This window comes from Mycobacterium sp. NBC_00419, assembly GCF_036023875.1.
Taxonomy (GTDB): domain Bacteria; phylum Actinomycetota; class Actinomycetes; order Mycobacteriales; family Mycobacteriaceae; genus Mycobacterium.
Genome location: NZ_CP107931.1, coordinates 2155035 through 2177532 on the forward strand (window position 1 = coordinate 2155035; position 22498 = coordinate 2177532).

Below are 22498 nucleotides of genomic sequence, written 5' to 3' on the forward strand. Positions count from 1 at the left end.
GTTTTTAGTACTGCCGGTATCGGCGCTGGACATGTTCGGCACGAATGCGAATCTGTTCGCGGCGCTCATCGGGTGACACCCGCGGGGTCGACGCGGGTAGGTGCTCGCCGAGTTCGCCGAACGGCAGCTTGTGCACCGCTACCGCCGGAAGTCGTTGCGTGGGAGCGGGATAAGTCCAGCGCATGGTCATGAAGCCGATCGGCAGCCCGGTGGTGTCCAGCCAGTTGGGCACACCGGGGTCGCGGTGGGCGACGACGTAGCGATAGTGACCGTCCTGGTCGCGGCGGGCCTGAACGCCGTTGAGACTGCTGACGTGGTTGGCGTAGTCGTGCGATTCGCCCCAGAGGTTGGCAAGGTGAAAACCCATGTAGGCCGGTGGCTCGAACACCTCGGTGTCCACGAGCAGTACCTCGTCGGGCCCCAGGTCGTACATGCCGCCGGAGTAGACGTTGGTGCTCTGCCCGCCTCCGGTGGCCAGCGACGCCCCGGCTGGCGCGTTGAAATCGTTGCGCGGCATGAACGTCTGGCCGTCACCGTTGCTGTCGCCGTGCGCCTCCAACACCACGTCGTAGAACGTGTTCCAGAACCTGGTCTGGTTGTCGACGATCTCACCGACGCGGCGCAGAGCGTTCGCCGCTGTCGTGGCATCCAGTGCCGGCGGGTGCGCGCCGATCTTGTCGAGGCGCGCGATCAAAAGTTCGGGGGCCTGCTCGCGCTCCCAATCGTGATACAGCGCTCGCGCAGTGACGAATTCCGCGTGGAAGGTCTTGCCGCTGCGCTGGGACACACGTCGGGTGGAGATGAAATTGCCAGTGAAGTCCACCGGCCGCTCGGGAGCCAGGATGATCTCGAACCGGCCGTCCTCCCCGACCGCCAACTCAGCGGAGTCCAGCTTGCCGGTGTTGCCCCGAACGCCCGGCTGCAACTCGGCCAGGTCGCCGCTGTCACCGGCGTAACCGGTATGGGCTTCGACGATGAGGTATTGCGGCGCAATGGGACCCGACGGCGCCGACGGCCCGCCACCCCAGTGGCGGCTGTCGGCCACCCGGCCGGTGATCCGGTAGGTGAAGCGGCCGTCGATGGGGGCCGAGAGGTACATCGCGTCGGCGTTGTCGATGGTGGCCTTGTCCAGCACCTGGATACTGCGGCGGAAGTAGGGGAACTCGGGGTCACCGAAGAACGCCCGCTCGACCGCCGAGTGCACGAAGCCGAGCAGGTAGCGGTACCCCTCGGCCAGATCGCGCGGCCCGGACTGCGGCGGGGCATGCAACTCCGGCGCCTCGAGGGCATCCCGGGCCCGGCCCAGCCGTTCGATCATGTCATCCCATGCCGCACGCAACTCCCCCGACGGATCAGCCGACACGGTCTGCCTCCCAACCGAACCGATCAAACAGCGGTGCCAGGCGGGTCCGGATCCCGTCGGCTTGGAGTCCGAATTCCTCGAGGCTGTAGGTGTGCCCCGACCGGTACTCGCGGCCCTTCTCGTTGGCCAGCGCCCTGGCCTGCTCGGGCACCATGTCGAGTCCGATCTCGTCGTACAGCCGCCGCATCGTTGCGGCGGGATCGGTCACTAGATCGGCGTAGTTCAGGATCACACTGGGCACCTCCGGATGAGCGTCCAGGACGTCCAGCGGATGTTGGTAGTAGTGATAGGACGACTCGACGAACGACGCGAACGACTCCCGCATGTCGGCCTCCGAACGCTTGCGCGCCGACCAGGCGAACTGCATGAGCTTGAGGAAGCTGGGAATCGTCTCGTACGGATTACGCACCGGAACCACGAATCTGGCGTCCGGGAAGGTGTCGATGAGGCTCTGCACCCTGCCGCAGTGAATCGGCGCCTTCGACAGGTGAATGACGTCAGGGCCGTTGAGGACCAGTTGACGGCGCACACACTCCCGGTAGAACTGCAGGGCCCGCCGGCGCTTGCGGTCGGGCCAGCGGTCGTCGACGTAGTAGAAGTCCAGATGCTGGGCTTGCGGATACTGCAACACCCAGAATCCCGAGGCGCACGACGTCGTCAGCAGGAATTCGTCCTCCTCCGGGGCGAACAACCCGGACTCGTGGACGGTGTTGCTCTTGGCGAACATCCGCGCATCGACGATGTCGAGGCGCTTGCGCAGGTGACCGCCGAGACGCCGATCCCACTGCAGGACGGCCCGCAGCACCTTCTTCTCGATGAGCGAGGGAAAGAACATCTCCCACAACAGCACGTAGGAGAAGCGGGGGTCGTTGGCCATCATCCGGTGCAGATAAGTGGTGCCGCTTCGGGCGTGACCCACCACGAAGACGGGTGTGCGAATCTCGCTGCGGCGCAGAGCCGGAAAGACGATCGGGTCGAGCGCGAACGTCACCGTGTGCAGCACCGCCAGCGCCGGTACGACGAGGCACAGCGTGCGGTACTGCTTACGACGACGCCCGGCGTCGGGTTCCTCGCGGATCAGCCGGACCAGCGTCCACCAGCTGCGCCAGTCGAAATAGAAGACGTTCTTCATGACGTCCCTCAAGAGCGGACCTTGCTGATGACCTCGTCAGCGAATCGTCGCAACCGGGCCAGCTTGTCCTCCAGCGGTTGCCGATCCTCACCCGTGATGTAGGGGTTGCGGAAGCCGACGATGACGTCGGTGACACCCATGTCCGCCAGCCGCTTGCACCCGTCGACGGTGCGGCCGTCGGGGCTGGCTGCGTGAATCTCGAAGGGCTCGTGAGATTTTCCCGCCTCGGCCCGATAGGCCTGCAGTTTGCCCAGGATCGCCGCCAGGACGTCGTTGGGGCCGCCTGCGTGCATCCATCCGTTGGCCTTGGTGGCGGCCCGGCGCAGCGCGGCGTCGGAATGACCACCGATCAGCAATGGGATCGGGGTGGTCGGCACCGGGCAGACCTTCATCGATGGGACGTCATAGAACCGGCCGTGGTGGGAGAAGAACGCCCCGGACTCCAGCCCGCGGAAGACCTCGATCGCCTCGTCGAGCCGGGCGCCCTTATGGGCCGGGTCGACACCGGCCATCAGATAGTCGTCGGGGTAGGGGCTGCTGCCGATGCCGATGCCCAAGCCCAGTCGGTTGCCGGTCAGTGCGGCGACCGAGAACGCCTCCTTTGCGGCGAGTACCGGGGAGCGCACCGGGAACTTCACCACGAAGGTGTTGAACCTGATGCGTTCGGTGAGCGCGCCCAGATAGCCCGCGAGCACGAAGGGTTCGATGAACTCCTTGCCTTCGAGGAAGCTGCGGTCGCCGTCAGCCGTGTAGGGGTAGACCGCGTCGGACCGCTCGGGGTAGCCGATCGAGTCCGGGATCGCGAATCCGTCATAGCCGGCCGCCTCGGCCGCTACCGCGAGTCGCGGCAGGTATTCCGTCCGCGTCATCGAATCCGAGAAGGTGAAGCGCATCAAACCCACTTGTCTACGTCGACGTGTGCCACGATGCGTTTTCCGGACACTTGTTCAGATTAGCGGTGTCCCACGAGCTGGGCAAGGGTCCTATCCCGACGCAATGACGAACCGGCAGGAGCATGAATCCGCACAGATGTCCGGCTCGGCACGCACCGCTTTGCCGACCACCTCGGTGGCCTGCAGTTGGCCGTTGGATGAACACCTCGTCGCTGCCCTGACGCACCGGCGGCCACGCCCAGACAATGGCTCTTGTGAGCACCGGTCTGGTCATGGGCATTACCGCCGTAGTAATGGCGGCCGCCCTCATCGGGCTGCGTTAGCCACCGTTATCGCAGTCTTGGTCAGGTTTGCTGGCTCGGCACCCTAAAATCAACGCCACCGCAGATATCGGTCTGCGCGGATTCGGGGGAAGGCGGGTACTGCGATGTCGACACCCCGGGTCAGCGCGCGATTCGGCGCAGCTGCGTTCGTCGTTGGTTTGTCACTGGCCGGGCCCCAGTCCCTGGGCATCGCCTGGGCCGACGGACCCGACCAAGGTTCCAGCTCCGCCTCGGACGCACCGGCGAAGTCCGGTACCGCGTCGACCGGCCGGTCGGCACGATCGGCCCACACCGGTATAGCGACGTCGCCGAGCGGGGCGGCGAGCACCGCGGCGGCCGGCTCCGGCAGCGCCCAGTCGGCACGCACCACCTCGACGACCGTCAGCGCCCGCACCGTGGTCGGCAGCCTGCCGGCCACCGGCCACACCCGCCGCACGCCGGTCACCGTCACGGCCGTCACCGACCCCACGGCGGACCTGCAATCCGTGGTGACCCGTTTGAGCACCGCACCGGACAGTTCCACGAGCGTCGTCACGATCTCCTCGACTCCGACAGCCGCCGTCGTCGCCGCAACTCCGGACGACATCAATGCCCTGCGGGTGCCGGCCGCCGACGCATCGGCGTCGGCGATCACCGACGTCTTCACGAATCTGCTGAACTCGGTGGGCTCCTTCTTCGAGGGCATCGGACTCCTGGTGCGTCGCACATTCTTCAACCAGGCACCGACCGTCGCACCGGTGCAGACCACCGGCCAGAGCAGTGGAGTGATCAGCGGCAGCCTCAACGCGGTCGATCCCGAGGGCGACCCGATCGTCTACAGCGTGACCCAGAATCCCCACTACGGCAGCGTGACAGTCGATTCCGCAGGCAACTACACCTACACGCCGGGCAGCGGATTCGACGGGGTCGACGCTTTCACCATTGCAGCCGCCGACACTGGTCTTCACATCAACCTGCTGGACCCGCTGCGGTCGGCGAGCACGGGCGCTCTGGTCTCGGTGACGCAGAATGACACCGCAATCCGGGTGGCCTTCAACTTCATCTTCGGCTCAGGTGCGCAGTACTGGTCCAGTGCCGCCCGCGCAGCACTGCAGTCGACGGCGATCTACCTGTCGTCCTACATCAACGCCCCGGCGGCGGTGACCATCACCTACGACGTCACCGGTGAGTATTCGTTCTTCACCTCGACGCTGGCGTCGGCGGGAAGCGACCTCGTCTCTACCGATCCCGGCTTCTACAACACCGTGGTGCAGAAGAAGATCCAGACCGGCGTAGACAGCAACGGCGCGGCCGCCGACGGCCAGATCACCTGGAACTTCAAGTACTCCTGGGCCTTTGGCGATTCGGTGGCCGCCGGCCAGTACGACTTCCAGTCCACCGCGTTGCACGAACTGGTGCACACCCTGGGGTTCCTGTCTGTCATCGACAGCGCCGGCAACAACACCGGCAACAACTGGACCACCTTCGACGGCTTCGTGGTGACATCGACCGGCACGCACCCGATCAACGGCAGCTACAACTGGCTCTCGAGCTACGACTCCAACTTGACCGGCGGCGGCCTGGGCCTGTACTTCGGCGGCACGAACGCGATGGCCGCCAACAACGGCCATCCGGTGCCCCTGTTCACCCCCAACCCGTGGCAATCAGGTAGCTCGATGTCGCATCTGGACGACACGAAGTTCACCGGCTCGAACGCCAAACTGATGAACGCCTCGACCGACACGGGCCTCGGCGTCCGGACGTTGAGCGCCATCGAGATCGGCATTCTCAAGGACCTCGGCTACGACGCGTCCGTTCCGCCCCAGAACGTGGCGCTGTTCGTCATCGGTTTCGTGTTCATCCGGCGCCGCAAGCGCGTCGACAGCCTCGTCTCGCAGTCCTGATGAGCGGCAGCACCCTGGCCTACGAACGCCGGGACGCGGTCGCCGTCGTGTCCATCGACGCGGCTCCGCACAACGCGATGAACCTCGCGTTCATGGACGCATTCGAGCCGCTCGTGACCGACATCGCGGCCGACCCGGGCGTACGTGCTGTCGTCTTGACCGCCGCCGGTGAGCAGAACTTTTCGGTGGGCATGAACCTCAAGGAACTCGTCGCCAATCTGGGTGATCCCGCCAGGGTCGACGCGATCCTCGACCAGCGCCTGCGTGTGCTGGCCGCTGTGGAGAACATGGACAAGCCCTGGATCGCAACACTTTTCGGAAACTGTCTCGGCGGCGGTCTGGAACTCCCCCTGGCCTGTCACTTCCGGCTCGCCGCCGAGGAGGGTGCCCGCATCGGGCTGCCCGAGTTGCACCTCGGTTCGGTGCCGGCGTGGGGTGGGAGCGCACGGCTGGCCCGGCGCATCGGCCGCGACCGGGCCGTCGACCTCATTCTGCGCGCCAAGACGCTGACCGGTCCCCAGGCGCTGGCCCTCGGCCTCGTCAACGAGGTCTGGCCCCTCGCGGAACTCAAAGGCCGCGCCGTCGACCTCGCGCAGGAACTGGCCGCCATGCCGCGCACCGCGGTGGCATCGATTCTTCGCTGCCTGGTGACCGGCGAGGAGAAGACGCTCGAGGAGTCCTTGCGCGACGAGCGCGCCGCCTTCCACGCCACGCTGGGCACTCCCGATATGGCCGAGGGGTTGCAGGCCTTCCTCGAGAAACGTCCGCCGGTGTTCAACCGCGGCTGACTACTCCGTGGGGCTGTTGTTGCTGGGCGGGCAGGACATATCGACATAGACCGTCTGGAACTGCCCGCTGGGCAGCGGGCCCGGCGGGTGAGTGCCAGACGAGAGGGCGGCGACTCAGTCCTCGTCAGCGGTGCCGGATCGCGGACGATTGTCGCCGAACAGCGGTCGGCGCAGCGGCTGATGGCCGTGCACGCCTTCGGCGTAGGCGGTCTCGGCGTGCTGGGTGAAGTCCACGCCGGCCATCTCATCCTCGGGACTGAGCCGAAAGCCCATGATCCGGTCGATCAGCTTGGCCAGACCGAAGGACATCGCGAAGGCGTACGCGGCGACGACCACCATCGCCAGCGCCTGTTTGCCCAGTTGCGCCAAGCCGCCGCCGAAGAACAGCCCTTCGGGACCGCCCGTCATTACCGCGGTGGCCAGGAAACCGATCAGCAGCACACCGACCACGCCACCGACGAAGTGCACGCCGACCACGTCGAGAGAGTCGTCATAGCCGAACCGGAACTTCAGCCCGATCGCGAACGAGCAGACGATGCCGGCTGCGACTCCGACCACGGCGGCGCCGAGGGTGTTCACCGTTCCACAGGACGGGGTGATGGCCACCAGGCCCGCCACGACTCCCGAGGCCGCGCCGAACGTCGTCGGCCTGCCGTCGCGGATCTGCTCAACCGACAACCAGCCCAGCATCCCGAGACATCCCGCCACCAGCGTGTTGAGGAAGATGGCGGCCGCCGCGCCGTTGGCCGCCAGGGCGGACCCGGCGTTGAAACCGAACCATCCGAACCACAGCAACCCGACGCCGAGCAAGACGAACGGGAGATTGTGCGGGCGCATTGCGTCGACTTTGAACCCGATGCGCGGGCCGAGTACCAGCGCCAGGGCCAGCGCCGAGGCCCCGGAGACGATTTCGACCACGAGGCCACCGGCATAGTCGAGGACCCCAAGCTTGAACAACCAGCCGCCGGGGGCCCAGACCCAATGGGCCACAACCGAATACACCAATACCGCCCAGAGCGGGACGAACACCATCCAGGCGGCGAACCTGGCCCGGTCGGCTATCGCACCGCTGACCAGGGCTGCGGTGATGATCGCGAAGCTGAGCTGGAATGTGGCGTAGAGCAGCTCAGGGACCGAGCCGTGGACGGTGTCTGGGCCGATCCCGGCCATCCCGATGTGGGAGAGGTCGCCGATCACGCCGCCGAGGCTGTTGCCGGAGAACGCCAGCGAATAGCCCACGAGCAACCAGGTGACCGTCACCAGTGGGATGGCGATGAAGCTCATCATGATCATGTTGAGCACGCCGGTGGTCCGGACCATGCCGCCGTAGAAGATGGCGAGCCCGGGTGTCATCAAGAGAACCAGTGCGGTGCTGGTCAGCAGCCACGCGGTGGCGGCGGGATCGATCGAATCCAAGTCCGGCTCCTTCGACGGTCCCGACGAGGATGTCGGCGCGGTGTTTCCAACACGCGGCATTCATGTTTCTGCCATGTTTCAGACCGCGCGGGCGATCACCAGCCCATTGAGCCGGGGATGCCCTTGAAGGGGCCGACGACCCGGCTGGTGATCCAGCCTCCGTAGAAGCCGCCGGGCTGCGGAAGCACCGTCTCCCCGTTGACGGTGCAGCGGTCGACCTGGGCGGCCATAACGGCGATCGCGCCCGCGATCGGTTCGAATCCCCGGGTGGGGCTCGGATAGGTCCAGGCGGCCTTCGGTGCGATCGTGGTCTGGCTCACCAGGTCGTAGTAGCGGGCCTGCCCCTTCCATTCACACCACGACGAGCCGGGCGCATCCCGCAACGACCCGTCGGCGAACGCCTCGGGCGGCAGGTAGTAGGTCGGCGGGTGACTGGTCTCCAGCACCCGCCAGCCGCTGTCGGTCGAGGCGATCACCTGGCCGCCGAGTTCGACGGTGATCCTGCCGTCGAACGCCTCCAGCCGGGGCGGCCGGGGGTAATCCCACACCGACTCCTGACCTGTGCCGGGTTTCTCTGGTGTCGGCCGTACGCTCATCACTCGACGATACGAGGACGGGCGGCGTGGCCGAGCAGTGGTGGATGATCCCGGTCGGGATCGCCGCGGCGCTGGTGTTCATCTGGCTGGCGCTCGGGGTGACGCTGTGGATCGCCAAACCCGACGACGTCGGCATCCAGGACATGCTGCGGCTGCTGCCCGACGTGCTGCGCCTGCTCAAACGGCTGGCCACCGATCCGCACCTGCCCCGGCGTATCCGCATCGTGCTGATCGTGTTGCTCGCCTTCATCGCGTCGCCGATCGACCTGATCCCCGACTTCATCCCCGTCCTCGGCTACGCCGACGACGTCATCATCACCGCCCTGGTGTTGCGGTGGGTCTCACGCACCGCGGGGGGCGACGCACTCGCCGAACACTGGCCGGGAACCCCCGACGGCCTGGCGGCGCTGCGCCGGCTGTGCGGGCTGACCGACGCCGCCTGACCAGTCCGGTGCGATCGCGCCGCACCGTTCGGTACGCTCTGCTGTGCGACTGCTTAGCATGGGCCGCCCGCCCCCGAGGTATTGGAGTCATCGCCATGGCCGCACCTGTCGCCCGGTACGCGGGTACCCGGGTCCCGCGGGTCGAGGACAGCCGCCTGCTCACCGGGCACGGCACGTTCGTCGACGACGTCACACGCCCCGGCATGTTGCACGCCTGCTTCGTTCGCAGCCCGTTCGCTCACGCCCGGATCAACAGCATCGACACCTCGGCCGCCCTGGCCCTGCCCGGCGTCCACGCCGTCTTCACCGCCGGCGACCTCAACCCCGAGGTGAAAGAGGCCTGGCACGCGGTGGCCGGCAAGGACATTGCCGACACCCCGCGCCCGCCCATGGCCGAGGGGACGGTGAAGTTCGTCGGCGACCCGGTGGCCCTGGTCGTGGCCGAGAACCGCTACATCGCAGAAGATGCCATCGAGCTCGTCGACGTCGACTACGACCCGCTGCCGGCCATCGCAGATGTCACCCGGGCGATCGGCTGCGAGGCCGTGGTGCACGACGCCTACCCCGATAACGTCGCCGGCGGCCTGGCCGGGGCACCACCGGACGAGGCCGTCTTCGCCGCGTCGGCCTTGGTGGTCGCCGAGCACGTCTATCAGCAGACCCACGTACCCGTGCCGATCGAGACCCGCGGCCTGGTGGTCGAATGGGTCGCTGCCGCACAGGAATTGACGTTGTGGGCGTCCACCCAGACCCCGCACGAACTGCGCGCGTTCGCAGCCCGGCTGCTCGGCATCCCAGCGCAGCGAGTGCGCGTCATCGCCCGCGACACCGGCGGTGGCTTCGGCCAGAAGGTGGTGCCGATGCGTGAGGACATGGCCATCCTGCTGGCTGCCCGCAAGGTGCCCGCCGCACTGAAGTGGATCGAGGACCGCCGGGAGAACCTGATGTCGGCGGGGCAGGCCCGCCACGTCGACGGCACCGCCAGGATGGCCTTCGACACCGCCGGGTCCATCACCGCCGTCGACATCGACTTCATCCAGGATGTCGGCGCCTACCCCACGCCGTACCCGGTGTTGACCACCGCTGCTATCGGCATGTTCTTCCCTGGCCCCTACCGGGTGCCCAAGGCCAGCTTCAGCTACAAGACGGTGTTCACCAACACCAGCGGCCTGGCCGCCTATCGCGGACCGTGGCAGTACGAAACCCTCACCCGCGAAATACTTCTCGACATCGCCGCGCGCGCAATGGGTGTTGATCCGGTCGATCTGCGCCGCAAGAATCTGTTGCGCCGTGACGAGATGCCGTACTTCAACCCCAACGGCATGCCGTACGACCACGTCGCGCCGATGGAGACCTTCGAGCAGGCCGTAAAAATCCTTGACCACGAAGGATTCCGGAAGGAGCAGGCCGAGGCCCTGGCACAGGGCCGCTACATCGGGCTGGGCTTCTCGGCCTACATCGAACCGACGGGGGCGGCCACCGGACACCTGGCCACCGAGGGCGCGACGATCCGGATCGAGCCGACCGGCAAGATCAACGTCTACGTCAACGGGGGCTCGAGCGGCAACAGCATCGAGACCACGGTGGTGCAACTCACCGCCGACGCACTCGGCGCGGACATCGACGACGTCGCCACGATCCAGGGCGACACCGCCGTCACCCCGTACGGCGCGGGCACCCAGGGCAGCCGCAGCGGACCGATGACCGCCGGTGCCGTCGACGAGGCCGCAACGATCCTGCGGCAACGACTCGTCGCGATGGCCGCACACATTCTGGGCGTCGACGCCGAGCGCATCGCGCTATCCGGTTCTCGCGCAAGCTCAGTCGACGACCCCACCAAGAGCATCACGTTCGCCGATCTGGCGTACCGCGCCCACTACGAACCCCAGCAGTTGCCGCCGGGCATGTCGGCCACCCTGGAGGCGACGACCCGCTTCACCTCGCAGACCCCGATCCACTGGGCCAACGCCACCCACGCCTGCACCTGCGAGGTGGACATCACCACCGGACGGGTGACATTGACCCGCTACATCGTCAGCGAGGACGTCGGCCCGATGATCAACCCGAACGTCGTCGAGGGTCAGATCGCCGGCGGCACCGTGCAGGGCATCGGCGGGGCACTGCTCGAACACCTCGTCTACGACGACGATGGAAATCCCTTGTCCACCACGTTCGTCGACTACCTGCTGCCAACCGCGACCGACGTGCCGCCCATCGAGTACGGCCACGTGGAGGTACCGGGTCCCGGCGTCGGCGGCTACAAGGGCTGTGGCGAGGGTGGTGCCATCGGCTCGACGCCGGCAGTGATCAACGCGATCAACGACGCCCTGGCACCGCTGGGGGTGACGATCACCACGCTACCTGCCACACCGGCCCGGATCGTCGCGCTGATCGAGGAAGCTGCCCGGTCCTAGGACGTCGATTCTGACGAATTCGACGCCAGCCGAACGGCATTGACGATGCCCTGATAGCCCGTGCAACGGCAGAAGTTACCGGAGAGTCCCTCCCGGATCTCCTCGTCGCTGGGGTGCGAGTTGTCACGCAACAGCGCCGTGATCGACATGACGAACCCCGGCGTGCAGAAGCCGCACTGCAGTCCGTGGCAGTCGCGCAGCGCCGCCTGCACGGCCGACAGCTCACCGTCGGCCCCGGCGACACCTTCGACGGTCGCGACGTCGGCGCCGTCAGCCTGGACGGCGAACACCAGGCAGGACCGCACCGCGGCGCCGTCCAGCAGCACCGTGCACGCACCGCACACCCCGTGTTCACAACCGAGGTGGGTACCGGTGAGTCCGCACCGTTCGCGCAGAAAGTCCGCAAGTGTCATCCGCGGCTCGACGATCGCCTCGGTGGGAGTTCCGTTGACAGACAACCGAACCGGATGTTCATGCATCGAGTGCCTCCTTTACTGCAGCCTTCCACGCTTGTGCCACCATCGCCGCGCCGACCCGTCGCCGGTAGTCCGCCGAGCCCTGGAGGTCGGCGGGCACATCGTCGAGACCGGCCATCGCGAGCTCACCGAGTTCCTCGGGGCTGACGTCAGCGACCGACCGCCCCGCGACTGCGGCTTCGGCTGCGGCGGCCCGCCGCGGCGTCGCGCTGAGCGCCAGCAGTCCGATCGCGCAGCGCCGGATCACGTCGTCACCGCCGAGTTCGACTCCCACGACCGCACCGGCGATCGCGAAGTCTCCATGACGGCGTGCGAACTCCTGCACGGCGAAGCCGCACCGGCCCGACCACACCGGGAACCGCACCCCGACCAGGACTTCGTCGGGCATCATGGTCGTCTCCCACACACCGTTGAAGAATTCGGCGGCCGCGATAGTCCGGACACCGGACGGCGAGAGGGCCTCCATCTCGGCATCCAGCGCCAGCGCGACGGCGGGATACTCGGCCGCCGGGTCGGCGTGGGCGATCGACCCGCCCAACGTTCCCCGGCTGCGGATCTGGAAGTGCCCGATCAACGGTGTGGCGCGGGTGAGCAGCGGGACCGCCGACCGGACCTGCTGGTCGGAGCCGACCACGGCGTGGGTGGTGCCGCCGCCGATCCAGAGCTGGTCGCCGTCGCGCCGGATGCCCTTCATCTCCTCGAGCCGGGAGATGTCGATCAGGTGGTCGAAGAACGCCAGCCGCATGGCGAGCATCGGCACCAGACTCTGGCCGCCACCGAGCAGCTTCGCGTCGTCACCGAAGTCGGCGAGCATCTGGGCGGCCTCGGCCGCACTGTCGGGCCGGTGGTAGTCGAAGGGTGCCGGCTTCACCGGTGCACGCCTTGGCACGTCATGCTAAGCACACGCTCAGCATAGCGGGATGTCCGATCAGTTCGACCGCGGTGTGGGCCGGTTCGGCCCGTTGTTCCAGCCACCGCCGGAATTGACGCATTCGGCCTGGGCCGGTGTCGCTGCGACCAGGCCCGCGGTGGCCAGTGCACCGGTGAGCAATCCCACTGTCCAGCGCACCACGCCGGGTCTCATAGCTGCGCCTTCCCGTCGTCCGCAACGCGATGATCTGGGCTGGAGCGTGCATCAGAGGCACACCCGCGGCGGGCGTTCCCGCCCGCGGGCACCCAGGACCGGCTGGGCCACGTACAGCAAATGACCGCATACTGACGATCATGAATCCGACGCCCCCCGCGCCGGCGACCGCTGCGGAAATCCGCCACGGCCGCCACCGGGGGCGACCGCAACGAGCCCGGCGCGCGGCCCGCATCCTGCGCCGGACGCTGGTTGGGCTGGTGTCGGTCCTCGTCGTCATGGCCACCGGTGTCGCCTACTCGCAGGCGCACGGACTGCTTGGCGGGATCACCATCTCGCGGGCGCTGGGCTCCGACGAGCCGAGGTCCAGCGGCGGTGCGATGAACATCCTGCTGATCGGTCTGGACTCCCGCAAAGATCAGGACGGCAATGAGCTGCCCGACGAGGTGCTCGACAAGTTGCACGCCGGCGACTCCGAGGCGGGCGGCTACAACACCAACACGCTGATTCTCGTGCACATCGGTGCCGACGATCGGGTGGTCGCGTTCTCCATTCCCCGTGACGACTACGTCGCCGTCAGCGGAATCAAGGGCTACGACCACATCAAGATCAAAGAGGCCTACGGGCTGACCAAGTTCGAGACCGAGCAGAAACTCGTCGACGCAGGTGTCAGTGACCGGGCCGAGTTGGAGAAGGCGGGCCGGGAGGCCGGCCGCAAGGCCACGCTGCGGGCGGTGCGCAACCTCACCGGCCAACCCATCGACTATTTCGCCGAGGTGAACCTCGCAGGCTTCTACGACCTTGCCGAAAGCCTTGGTGGCGTGGAGGTTTGCCTGAACCATGCCGTGCACGACGACTATTCGGGTGCGGATTTCCCGGCCGGGCGCCAGCGCCTCGATGCCGCACAGGCGCTGGCCTTCGTCCGGCAACGGCACGGCCTGGAGAACGGTGACCTCGACCGCACACACCGCCAGCAGGCTTTCCTGTTGTCGGTGATGCACGAACTGCAGCAGTCGGGCTCGTTCACCGATATCGCCAAGTTCCGCCGATTGATGGACGTGGCCCGCAAGGACATCGTGCTGTCCGAGGGCTGGGGCGAGGACCAGTTCCGCCGGATGGCCGCACTGGCGGGCGGAGACGTCGAGTTCCGCACTCTGCCTGTGGTCCGCTACGACAACATCAACGGCCAAGACGTCAACATCATCGATCCGGCGAAGATTCGCGCCGAGATCGCGAGCGCGATCGGTACCGGTACGACAACCACCACGGTCGCGACGAGCACTGCGGCACAGCCACTTCCGCCGATGAACCCGCTGACCGCTATTACGGTGGTCAACGCCAGCGAGACCGGCGGCCTGGCATCGCAGGCGGCAGCCGTGCTGGGCAGGAAGGACTTCACCGTCGAGGAGGTCCGCGACCGGGAGTCCGGCGAGCCGGTCGACACCGTCATCACCTACGGATCGGGAGCCCAGACCGACGCGCAGTCAGTGGCCACACTGCTGGGCATCGACAACGCGCCGCAGGCCAACATCGCACTGCCCGCCGGCCACATCCGGGTCATCCTCGGCGACGGATATGACGTGCCGACCGAGCAGCCCGCAACCGAGGAGGTCGTCGAAACCACGCCGGCGCAAGGCTGGTACGGCATGACGACGACTCCGACACCTGATCAGGGCAAGCCGATCGACGGCGGCGGGATTCCCTGCGTCAACTAGTGACGACGCCGCGCAATCCGTCCGCGCCGAAGGCGGGTTCCAGCATGGCTGAGTAATCGGGGCCGCGCCGCAGGCTTTGCCCACCGTCGACCCCGATGATCTGCCCGGTGACCCACTGGGCGGCATCACTGAGCAGGAACAGCGCGGTGTTGGCGACATCGTCGACCTCACCGGGCCGCGGCAGCGGCGTGCACTCGGCGTAGTCCCCGCTGATTTCGGGTGAGTCGAGCACCATCTGAACCAGCTCGGTTCGGATCAGTCCGGGTCGAATGCCGTTGACCCGCACCCAGGATGGGCCGAGCTCGTCGGCGGCCAGCTGCACGAGGTGATCCAGGCCGGCTTTGGTGACGCCGTACGGCCCGAACCAGCGGTGGGTGTTACTGGAGGCGATCGAGGAGATGGCGACGAACGAGCCCCCGCCGCCACGGACCATTTCGCGGGCCGAGTGCTTCAGCACGTACATCGAGCCGTTGATGTTGAGGTCGACGGTGGCGCGCCACCCGTCGGAATCCATCTGGGTGATCGGTCCGATGGTCTGCGATCCGCCCGCACAGTGCACGACACCGTGCAGGCGGCCGTTCCACGCCGTGGCAGCGTCCACGACGGCGGCGACCTGGTCCTCGTTGGTCACGTCGGCGGGTTCGTACCGGACGTCACCGGCCGGGGCGGCGGCCTTGATCTCGTCGACGGTCGCGGCCAACCGGTCGGCACCGCGGCCGACGATGACGACGCGGGCGCCCGCCTTGGCCAAACCCTCCGCGACCCCCTTGCCGATTCCGCTACCACCACCGGTGACCAGGTAAGTCCGGTCCTCGAACGAGAGCTGCACGCCGCACTCCTCACACAAAACTGAAACAGGTTCTACGTATAGAACCACGGCGGGCCGTCGACGCAAAGGGCCGGTTCCGGTCACGAGACCCGGCACCTGCACCAGGGGCACACGCGGGAATCCAGTGCCGGCCACGGGCCGCCGCACCGGCGGTCTTAATCGCCCACAGCGAACATCCCTGAGCGCCCAACAGCCCGGCCCCAACAGTCCCTCCGGCCACCTTCACATCGAGAGTCACACCCCGGAAATGGCGCCGCAAATGGCGCCGCCTAAACATTTCTCCATAGCAGCAGACACAATTGGACCGTCACACAAGAACAGCGATTGATGGACAGTCGGAGCCTTTGATCCAGGTCAGCCTGGCTTGGGACGGGCGTAAAGCCCGCTCGACAATGGCTGCATAATTGATTGACTCCGGTGTAACGCACGGCAGGTTACGGGCGATAAAACTCCCGAACAACTGCGGTCGGGGGAAGGCAGCCATACACTGCGTTCACACAGCCGCTCAGCAAACCGAGTAGAAAGCACCATCATGGCTAGTTTGAAGAATTCGGCGCGACGTCTGGCCTTGGCCGGCGGTTTCGCGCTCGCAGTTGCGGCCGCGCCTGCGGTGGCCGCTTTCACCGTTCCGTCCACCGGGGCTGCCCCGGCTGTCGCCGAATGCGCCCCCGGGGAGGTCGTGAACACCGAGGGCGTCGGCTGCCTGCCCGCGCCGGTCGAGACCAACCCGGGCGAGACCTCCTTCTCCACTCCGGGCGACCCGGGCAGTGTTCCCGAGGTTCAGGGCATACCTTGCACAGGCGCAAACACCGGTCAGTGCATAGGATTGCAGGAAGAGCAGCAGGCTCCGCTTGTGGAGCCCCACTCGACCATCTCGTCCAGTCCGTAGTGCGGAGTGCCGGCAGCGGTGCTCCGTCGTCCTTCTCTAGGAAGTGTGAAGTATGGCGAACTCCCCCTCTGTCGGCCGACGCATCCTCCTCGCGGGAGGGTTGAGCATCGCGATCGCAGCCGCCCCGGCGGCTGCGTTCGTGGCTCTGCCTTCGCACCCGGCAGGTCCGGCGCTGGCGTGCCCCGCCGGCGAGGTCGAGGACATCTACATCGGTGAGTGCACGCCCGAGTTGGTGCCGAACGCACCTGGCGGCAACTACCCCACACCCACTAGCAGTGGCGGCGGCGTCTCCTTCTCGACCCCGGGCGATCCCGGCAGTGTGCCTGAGGTCCAAGGCATTCCGTGCACCGGCGCCAACAGCGGCCAGTGCATCGGCCTGGAAGAGGATCAGCCTGCCCCGGTCGTCCAGCCTCGCACGAGCATTTCGTCCAGCCCGTAAGACCGGTCGGACCAGGAGGGCAACGATGCCGATCCATTCCAGTCACACAGTCAAGCTGCTGACCGCGGGCGCGTTCGCGCTCGCGGTCGCACTGGCGCCTGCCGCCGGGCTTCTCTACGCCGCGCCGCAGGCACTGGCTGAAGGCGAGGGCGGCGTGCCCGACCCGCAGCCGGTGCCGGTTCCGGCACCCGTGGCCGATCAGCCGGGCAACTCGGCGGGCTGCCAGTCCGGCGAATCCCTGGACGCCTCGACCGGTAACTGCGTGCCGACCATGACGCCGCTGGAATCGACCCAGGGTGACCAGCCGCAACCCGACGCTGCCCCGCCGCCGCAGACCGGCGCCGAGACCAGCAGCGAGGTCACCGGTGATCCCGCCAACCTGGTGCCCAACATCAACGGCTATCCGTGCACCGGCTACTGGGAGTCCGCTGCCTGCTACGCGGTCAGCCAAACCGAGGGTCCACCCGTCGAACCGAAATCGACGATCTCCTCCAGCCCGTAACCACCGATCAGACCTTCACCTAGAGTTGAGTTATGCCTGCTAAATCAGACCCCGCGGACATCGACGACGTGGAACCCCTGGCCGACAGCACAGCCCGCCAGGCCCGCCGTGTCGTCGCCGCCTACGCCACTGACGCCGATGAGTGCCGCGTCTTCCTGTCGATGCTCGGTATTGGACCGTCAAAGCTCGAGGCCTAGACGGTGTCCGGAGGCAAGAAGACCAGCTCCGGAAACTCTGAGTTCGTCGTTGTCGCCAACCGCCTCCCGATCGACATGGAGCGGTTGCCGGACGGCACTGTCGCCTGGAAGCGCAGTCCAGGAGGCCTGGTCACCGCGCTGGAACCGCTGCTGCGCCGCCATCGCGGCGCCTGGATCGGATGGCCGGGCGTCGTCGACGGCCCCGAGGACCCGATCGTCGAAGACGGTCTGCAGCTCTACCCGGTGCGGCTGAGCGCCGAGGAGTTCGCCGAGTATTACGAGGGCTTCTCCAACGCCACCCTGTGGCCGCTGTACCACGACGTGATCGTCAAGCCGATCTATCACCGCGAGTGGTGGGATCGCTACGTCGACGTCAACCGCCGCTTCGCCGAGGCGACCTCACGTGCGGCCGCCGAGGGTGCCACCGTCTGGGTGCAGGACTACCAGCTGCAACTGGTGCCCAAGATGCTGCGCCTGCTGCGCCCCGATCTGACCATCGGCTTCTTTCTGCACATCCCCTTCCCGCCGGTCGAACTGTTCATGCAGATGCCCTGGCGCACCGAGATCATCGAAGGACTGCTGGGCGCCGATCTGGTCGGTTTCCACCTGCCTGGTGGGGCACAGAACTTCCTGTTCCTGTCGCGAAGACTGGTGGGCGCCAACACTTCCCGCGCCTCGGTCGGTGTCCGGTCCCGGTTCGGTGAGGTTCAGCTCGGCCTGCGGACGGTCAAGGTGGGCGCGTTCCCCATCTCGATCGACTCCGCCGACCTCGACCGCACCGCCCGCGGCCGGGAGATCCGGCGCCGCGCCCGCGAGATCCGCGCCGAACTCGGCAACCCGCGCAAAATCCTGCTCGGGGTGGACCGGCTGGACTACACCAAAGGTATCGACGTTCGGCTCAGAGCGTTCTCGGACCTACTCGCCGAGGGGCGCGCCAAACGCGACGACACCGTCCTGGTCCAGCTGGCGACACCGAGCCGCGAGCGCGTCGAGAGCTACCGCATCCTGCGCAACGAGATCGAACAGCAGGTCGGCCACATCAACGGCGAGTACGGCGAGGTGGGCCACCCGGTGGTGCACTATCTGCATCGCCCGGTGCCGCGCGACGAGCTGATCGCGTTCTTCGTGGCCGCCGACGTCATGCTCGTCACCCCGCTGCGGGACGGGATGAACCTGGTGGCCAAGGAATACGTCGCCTGCCGCAGTGATCTCGGCGGCGCGCTGGTACTCAGCGAGTTCACCGGTGCGGCAGCCGAATTGAGGCAGGCGTATCTGACCAACCCGCACGACCTCGAAGGCGTCAAGGACACCATCGAGGCAGCTCTCAGTCAGACTCCGGAAGAAGGCCGGCGGCGTATGCGTGCACTACGGCGTCAGGTTCTGGCTCACGATGTCGACCGCTGGGCGCGGTCATTCCTCGAAGCATTGGCCGATGCCAAGTCCGGCACCGACAGCGGGTCCGCGATCGACTGATCGGTTGCCGCCGTGACTCAGTCGCCCATCAGTCCCATCACGCCGAACGTGCGCTCCGGGTCGCGATCAGCGAAATAGCCGCTCATGGAGGCGCTGAGCGCGGACGGATCCCACGCGGCGCCCTCGGCGTGGAAACGGTGCTCTGCGGTCGGTGCGGCAACCAGTGTCACCGTGGGCCCGTAGACGATGAAGATCTGCCCACTGACCTTCTGCGACGCCGGGGACGCGAGGTAGCGCACCAGGGTGACCACGTGGTCGGGTGAGAGCGGATCGGTCTCACCCTCGGGGGGTGCTTCACCGAACACACCGGCGGTCATCGCGGTGCGAGCCCGCGGGGCGATCGCATTGGCCGTCACCCCGTAGCGTCCCAGCGCCCGCGAGGCGGTGAGGGTCAGCGCGGTGATGCCGGCCTTGGCGGCACCGTAATTCGCCTGGCCGACCGGACCGGACAGGCCGGCCTCCGAGGAGGTGTTGATGATCCGGCCGTAGACCGATCCATCGTTGTCCTTGGCCTTGTTACGCCAGTACGTCGCCGCGTTGCGGGTCAGCAGGAAGTGGCCTCGCAGGTGGACGGCGATCACCGCGTCCCAGTCCTCGTCGCTCATGTTGAACAACATCCGGTCCCGGGTGATGCCGGCGTTGTTCACAACGATGCTCAGCCCGCCCAGTCCGTCGGCGCACTCGACCAGTTCGTCGGCTGTCGAGCGTGCGCTGATGTCACCGGCGACGGCGACACCCTTGGAACCGGCAGCGCTGATCTCGTCCAGCACGTCGGAGGCGTCCAGGGCTTTGTGCATGTCATTGACGACCACCGTCGCTCCGGCCTTCGCCAGGCCGATAGCCTCGGCCCGGCCCAGGCCCGCGGCGGCGCCCGTCACCACCGCGACGCGCCCGGAGAGATCGATCGAGTCAGACCCGTCTTGTGCAGTCAACTTATGAATACCTCTAACGTTCGGTCAGTCGCGGCGGGTCAACGCTGCGCGCGGGCACTCGGCGATGGCCTGTTCGGCCAACTCCTCCTGGTCGGCAGGGATGGGATCCTTCGTCACGTAGACGTAGTCCTCGTCGTCGAGTTCGAACAGGTCCGGCGCGATTCCCACGCAGACAGCGTTACCTTCACAACGATCACGGTCGACTTCAACACGCATGACAACCTCCTTGCCCGACAGACCCCGACACCCCGGGGTACTAGCAGCACCACGATAGGCCAGATCAACTATTACCCGGCTCTTACGGGCGCTGGACCCCAAGACTAGAACGTGTTACAACGAGGAGTGTCGGCGGGTTGCCGACACTGCCGAAAATCGAGCTGAAGGACCAGCGCATGCGGATCAGTTACACCCCTGAACAAGAGGAGCTGCGCCGCGAGCTCCGGGCCTATTTCACCAAGTTGATGACCCCCGAGCGGCAGGAAGCGCTCAGCTCGACCGCCGGTGGTGGCGAAATCGGCACCGGCACCATCTACCGCGACACCGTCTCCCAGATGGGCAAGGACGGCTGGCTGACGCTGAACTGGCCCAAGGAGTACGGCGGCCAGGATCGCTCCCCGATGGATTCGCTGATCTTCACCGACGAGGCGGCCATCGCAGGCGCGCCCGTGCCGTTCCTGACGATCAACAGCGTCGCGCCGACGATCATGGCGTACGGCACCGAGGAGCAGAAGAAGTTCTTCCTGCCCAAGATCGCCGCCGGTGACCTGCACTTCTCGATCGGCTACTCCGAGCCTGGCGCCGGTACCGACCTGGCCGCGCTGCGGACCACCGCCGTCCGCGACGGTGACGACTACGTCGTCAACGGCCAGAAGATGTGGACCAGCCTGATCCAGTACGCCGACTACGTGTGGCTGGCGGTGCGCACGAACACCGAAGCCAAGAAACACCGCGGCATCTCGGTGCTGATCGTGCCGACCACCGCCGAAGGCTTCTCCTGGACTCCCGTCCACACGATGGCCGGCGTGGGCACCAGCGCCACCTACTACCAGGACGTGCGGGTTCCGGTCTCCAGCCGGGTCGGTGAGGAGAACGGGGGCTGGAAGCTGGTGACCAACCAGCTCAACCACGAGCGCGTCGCCTTGGTCTCCTCGCAGCCGATTTTTGTGGCGCTCAACCAAGTTCGGGAGTGGGCGCAGAACACCAAGGACGCCCGCGGGGCGCGCCTGATCGACTCCGAGTGGGTGCAGCTCAACCTGGCGCGGGTGCACGCCAAGGCGGAGTACCTCAAGCTGATCAACTGGGAGTTGGCCTCGGCCAAGGAGGGGGAGCTGAACCCCGCCGACGCCTCGGCGGCCAAGGTCTTCGGTACCGAGCTGGCCACCGAGGCCTACCGGCTGCTGATGGAGATCCTCGGCCCCTCGGCAACGCTGCGCCAGGATTCGCACGGCGTCCTGCTGCGCGGCCGGGTGGAGCGGATGCACCGCGCCGCTCTGATCCTGACCTTCGGTGGCGGCACCAACGAGATCCAACGCGACATCATCGGCATGGTGGCCCTGGGCCTGCCCCGAGTCAACCGCTAGACCACCCGAGACCTGAGAGAATTTAGACTGACATGGATTTCACCAGAACAGAAGCTGCACAGGATCTTTCGGGCCTGGTCGGCACGATCGTCGACTCGGTGTGCACCCCGCAGCACCAGCGCGAGCTCGACGGCCTCGACCAGCGCCTGGACACCGAGCTGTGGCGCAAGCTGATCGACGCCGACATCTTGAGCACTGCCGCACCGGAATCGGTGGGCGGCGGCGGGTTCGGAGTGCTGGAGCAGACCGCCATCCTGACCGCGCTGGGCCGTCAGATCGCGGCGGTGCCGTTCCTGGAGTCGGTGGTGCTGGCGGCCGGAGCGCTGGCCCGTTTCGGGTCAGCGGAGCTGCAGCAGCAGTGGGCGGTTCCGGCAGTGTCCGGTGAGAAGATCCTCACCGTGGCACTCGACGGTGAGTTCGGCCAGGGACCGGTCCAGGCGACAGCCGCCGGCGACGGATTCCGCCTGACCGGGGCTCGCACCCTGGTGCCCTTCGCACCGGTGGCTGACGCGTTCCTCGTTCCCGCTGAAACCGACTCCGGCACAAAGGTCTTCCTCGTCGCTGCCGGTGAGCCGGGGGTGACGGTGACCCCGCTGCTGACCACCGGCAAGAACAGCTCAGGTGAGCTGGACCTGTCCGGTGTCGAGGTGGGCGCCGACCGGGTGGTCGGCGACGCGGAGGCACTGGCCTGGTTGGCGATCCACAAGACGTTGGGCTACAGCGCGTTTCAGCTCGGTGTGCTCGAACGCGCGCTCGAGCTGACCGCCGAGTACGCCCGGACCCGCGAACAGTTCGACCGTCCGATCGGCAGCTTCCAGGCCGTCTCCGCGCGGCTGGCCGACGACTACATCGACATCAAGGGTCTGCGGCTGGCACTCGTCCAGGCCGCCTGGCGGCTGTCGGAGGATCTGCCCGCCGACATCGAGGTCGCCACCGCGGCGTTCTGGGCTGCCGAGGCCGGCCACCGGGTCGCCCACACCACCGTGCACGTGCACGGCGGTGTCGGCATCGACATGGACCACCAGGTGCACCGCTACTTCATCACCGCCAAGGAAGTCGAGTTCGCCCTCGGCGGTGCCACCGCACAGTTGCGCCAGATCGGCCGCGAACTGGCCGAGACCCCGGCCTGAC

At 67.0% G+C, this 22498-nt stretch carries 23 protein-coding genes; 11 read left to right on the plus strand and 12 right to left on the minus strand.

Annotation, left to right across the window (positions count from 1 at the left end):
* Window positions 1–4: 4 nt before the first annotated feature.
* From OG976_RS10180 to OG976_RS10195, 4 genes are all read right to left on the minus strand, one after another.
* Complete coding sequence (locus OG976_RS10180; protein WP_328361369.1) at window positions 5–1363, minus strand: hypothetical protein; 1359 nt, start codon at window positions 1361–1363, stop codon at window positions 5–7.
* The gene (locus OG976_RS10185) at window positions 1353–2507 is read right to left on the minus strand and encodes a sulfotransferase family protein (protein ID WP_328361372.1); all 1155 of its coding nucleotides are present in this window, start codon (window positions 2505–2507) and stop codon (window positions 1353–1355) included. The genes OG976_RS10180 and OG976_RS10185 overlap by 11 nt, the downstream gene beginning before the upstream one ends.
* A complete protein-coding gene (locus tag OG976_RS10190) occupies window positions 2504–3388 on the minus strand; it encodes a TIGR03619 family F420-dependent LLM class oxidoreductase (protein ID WP_328361375.1) in 885 nt (294 codons plus the stop codon). Before OG976_RS10190 ends, OG976_RS10185 begins: the two co-directional genes overlap by 4 nt.
* 372 nt (window positions 3389–3760) lie before the next feature.
* On the minus strand, window positions 3761–4246 hold the full coding sequence (locus OG976_RS10195) for a hypothetical protein (protein ID WP_328361378.1): 486 nt from the start codon (window positions 4244–4246) through the stop codon (window positions 3761–3763).
* Between OG976_RS10195 and OG976_RS10200 the strand changes: the two genes are divergently transcribed.
* Together OG976_RS10200 and OG976_RS10205 are read left to right on the plus strand one after the other, a co-directional pair.
* Window positions 4209–5594, plus strand: a complete 1386-nt coding sequence (locus tag OG976_RS10200) for an Ig-like domain-containing protein (protein ID WP_328361381.1) — start codon at window positions 4209–4211, stop codon at window positions 5592–5594. The two genes, OG976_RS10195 and OG976_RS10200, sit on opposite strands and share 38 nt — an antisense overlap.
* Window positions 5594–6382, plus strand: a complete 789-nt coding sequence (locus OG976_RS10205) for an enoyl-CoA hydratase/isomerase family protein (protein WP_328361384.1) — start codon at window positions 5594–5596, stop codon at window positions 6380–6382. The genes OG976_RS10200 and OG976_RS10205 overlap by 1 nt, the downstream gene beginning before the upstream one ends.
* Window positions 6383–6496: 114 nt before the next feature.
* Here OG976_RS10205 and OG976_RS10210 read toward each other — a convergent pair whose 3' ends face one another.
* Both OG976_RS10210 and OG976_RS10215 read right to left on the minus strand, forming a co-directional pair.
* A complete protein-coding gene (locus OG976_RS10210) occupies window positions 6497–7798 on the minus strand; it encodes an ammonium transporter (protein WP_328361387.1) in 1302 nt (433 codons plus the stop codon).
* A gap of 95 nt (window positions 7799–7893) precedes the next feature.
* Window positions 7894–8394 (minus strand): DUF427 domain-containing protein, encoded by a 501-nt coding sequence (locus OG976_RS10215; protein ID WP_328361390.1) that lies wholly within the window; start codon window positions 8392–8394, stop codon window positions 7894–7896.
* 26 nt (window positions 8395–8420) lie between these two features.
* Between OG976_RS10215 and OG976_RS10220 the strand changes: the two genes are divergently transcribed.
* Window positions 8421–8837 (plus strand): YkvA family protein, encoded by a 417-nt coding sequence (locus tag OG976_RS10220; RefSeq protein ID WP_328361393.1) that lies wholly within the window; start codon window positions 8421–8423, stop codon window positions 8835–8837.
* Between the two features lie 95 nt (window positions 8838–8932).
* The gene (locus OG976_RS10225) at window positions 8933–11251 is read left to right on the plus strand and encodes a xanthine dehydrogenase family protein molybdopterin-binding subunit (protein ID WP_328361396.1); all 2319 of its coding nucleotides are present in this window, start codon (window positions 8933–8935) and stop codon (window positions 11249–11251) included.
* Here OG976_RS10225 and OG976_RS10230 read toward each other — a convergent pair.
* The 3 genes from OG976_RS10230 to OG976_RS10240 are packed head-to-tail and all read right to left on the minus strand — an operon-like array spanning window position 11248 to window position 12811.
* Window positions 11248–11730, minus strand: a complete 483-nt coding sequence (locus OG976_RS10230; protein ID WP_328361399.1) for a (2Fe-2S)-binding protein — start codon at window positions 11728–11730, stop codon at window positions 11248–11250. The two genes, OG976_RS10225 and OG976_RS10230, sit on opposite strands and share 4 nt — an antisense overlap.
* On the minus strand, window positions 11723–12598 hold the full coding sequence (locus tag OG976_RS10235) for an FAD binding domain-containing protein (RefSeq protein ID WP_328361401.1): 876 nt from the start codon (window positions 12596–12598) through the stop codon (window positions 11723–11725). The genes OG976_RS10230 and OG976_RS10235 overlap by 8 nt, the downstream gene beginning before the upstream one ends.
* Before the next feature lie 57 nt (window positions 12599–12655).
* A complete protein-coding gene (locus tag OG976_RS10240) occupies window positions 12656–12811 on the minus strand; it encodes a hypothetical protein (protein WP_328361403.1) in 156 nt (51 codons plus the stop codon).
* A gap of 140 nt (window positions 12812–12951) precedes the next feature.
* On the opposite strand from OG976_RS10240, the gene OG976_RS10245 reads away from it, so the two are divergent.
* Complete coding sequence (locus OG976_RS10245; protein ID WP_328361406.1) at window positions 12952–14526, plus strand: LCP family protein; 1575 nt, start codon at window positions 12952–12954, stop codon at window positions 14524–14526.
* Here OG976_RS10245 and OG976_RS10250 read toward each other — a convergent pair.
* On the minus strand, window positions 14519–15355 hold the full coding sequence (locus tag OG976_RS10250) for an SDR family oxidoreductase (protein ID WP_328361409.1): 837 nt from the start codon (window positions 15353–15355) through the stop codon (window positions 14519–14521). The genes OG976_RS10245 and OG976_RS10250 overlap by 8 nt on opposite strands.
* 941 nt (window positions 15356–16296) lie before the next feature.
* Between OG976_RS10250 and OG976_RS10255 the strand changes: the two genes are divergently transcribed.
* Genes OG976_RS10255 through OG976_RS10270 form a run of 4 tightly spaced genes read left to right on the plus strand, consistent with a single transcriptional unit; the run spans window position 16297 to window position 18855 of the window.
* Window positions 16297–16683, plus strand: coding sequence for an intersectin-EH binding protein Ibp1 (locus OG976_RS10255; protein ID WP_328361412.1), 387 nt, complete (start codon window positions 16297–16299; stop codon window positions 16681–16683).
* A gap of 25 nt (window positions 16684–16708) precedes the next feature.
* Window positions 16709–17185: a hypothetical protein gene (locus OG976_RS10260; protein ID WP_328361415.1), complete on the plus strand. Its 477-nt coding sequence runs from the start codon at window positions 16709–16711 to the stop codon at window positions 17183–17185.
* Between the two features lie 32 nt (window positions 17186–17217).
* Window positions 17218–17382: a hypothetical protein gene (locus OG976_RS10265; protein ID WP_156432713.1), complete on the plus strand. Its 165-nt coding sequence runs from the start codon at window positions 17218–17220 to the stop codon at window positions 17380–17382.
* A 3-nt stretch (window positions 17383–17385) separates the two neighbouring features.
* Complete coding sequence (locus tag OG976_RS10270) at window positions 17386–18855, plus strand: alpha,alpha-trehalose-phosphate synthase (UDP-forming) (protein ID WP_328361418.1); 1470 nt, start codon at window positions 17386–17388, stop codon at window positions 18853–18855.
* Between the two features lie 17 nt (window positions 18856–18872).
* On the opposite strand, the gene OG976_RS10275 is transcribed toward OG976_RS10270, so the two are convergent.
* Together OG976_RS10275 and OG976_RS10280 are read right to left on the minus strand one after the other, a co-directional pair.
* Window positions 18873–19787, minus strand: a complete 915-nt coding sequence (locus tag OG976_RS10275; protein ID WP_328361421.1) for a 3-oxoacyl-ACP reductase — start codon at window positions 19785–19787, stop codon at window positions 18873–18875.
* Between the two features lie 24 nt (window positions 19788–19811).
* Entirely contained in the window at window positions 19812–20003 is a 192-nt protein-coding gene (locus tag OG976_RS10280) for a ferredoxin (RefSeq protein WP_059016686.1), read from the minus strand.
* A gap of 176 nt (window positions 20004–20179) precedes the next feature.
* Between OG976_RS10280 and OG976_RS10285 the strand changes: the two genes are divergently transcribed.
* Window positions 20180–21367, plus strand: a complete 1188-nt coding sequence (locus OG976_RS10285) for an acyl-CoA dehydrogenase family protein (RefSeq protein ID WP_328361427.1) — start codon at window positions 20180–20182, stop codon at window positions 21365–21367.
* A 32-nt stretch (window positions 21368–21399) separates the two neighbouring features.
* A complete protein-coding gene (locus OG976_RS10290) occupies window positions 21400–22497 on the plus strand; it encodes an acyl-CoA dehydrogenase family protein (protein ID WP_328361429.1) in 1098 nt (365 codons plus the stop codon).
* Window position 22498 lies beyond the last annotated feature (1 nt).

What these genes read in the sequence shown, in the direction of transcription:
- OG976_RS10280 (WP_059016686.1), bottom strand. Translation starts at nt 20,003, where the DNA reads ATGCGTGTTGAAGTCGACCGTGATCGTTGTGAAGGTAACGCTGTCTGC.
- OG976_RS10290 (WP_328361429.1), top strand. Translation starts at nt 21,400, where the DNA reads ATGGATTTCACCAGAACAGAAGCTGCACAGGATCTTTCGGGCCTGGTC.
- OG976_RS10215 (WP_328361390.1), bottom strand. Translation starts at nt 8,394, where the DNA reads ATGAGCGTACGGCCGACACCAGAGAAACCCGGCACAGGTCAGGAGTCG.
- OG976_RS10285 (WP_328361427.1), top strand. Translation starts at nt 20,180, where the DNA reads ATGCGGATCAGTTACACCCCTGAACAAGAGGAGCTGCGCCGCGAGCTC.
- OG976_RS10190 (WP_328361375.1), bottom strand. Translation starts at nt 3,388, where the DNA reads ATGCGCTTCACCTTCTCGGATTCGATGACGCGGACGGAATACCTGCCG.
- OG976_RS10265 (WP_156432713.1), top strand. Translation starts at nt 17,218, where the DNA reads ATGCCTGCTAAATCAGACCCCGCGGACATCGACGACGTGGAACCCCTG.
- OG976_RS10230 (WP_328361399.1), bottom strand. Translation starts at nt 11,730, where the DNA reads ATGCATGAACATCCGGTTCGGTTGTCTGTCAACGGAACTCCCACCGAG.
- OG976_RS10260 (WP_328361415.1), top strand. Translation starts at nt 16,709, where the DNA reads ATGCCGATCCATTCCAGTCACACAGTCAAGCTGCTGACCGCGGGCGCG.
- OG976_RS10225 (WP_328361396.1), top strand. Translation starts at nt 8,933, where the DNA reads ATGGCCGCACCTGTCGCCCGGTACGCGGGTACCCGGGTCCCGCGGGTC.
- OG976_RS10205 (WP_328361384.1), top strand. Translation starts at nt 5,594, where the DNA reads ATGAGCGGCAGCACCCTGGCCTACGAACGCCGGGACGCGGTCGCCGTC.
- OG976_RS10240 (WP_328361403.1), bottom strand. Translation starts at nt 12,811, where the DNA reads ATGAGACCCGGCGTGGTGCGCTGGACAGTGGGATTGCTCACCGGTGCA.
- OG976_RS10255 (WP_328361412.1), top strand. Translation starts at nt 16,297, where the DNA reads ATGGCGAACTCCCCCTCTGTCGGCCGACGCATCCTCCTCGCGGGAGGG.
- OG976_RS10245 (WP_328361406.1), top strand. Translation starts at nt 12,952, where the DNA reads ATGAATCCGACGCCCCCCGCGCCGGCGACCGCTGCGGAAATCCGCCAC.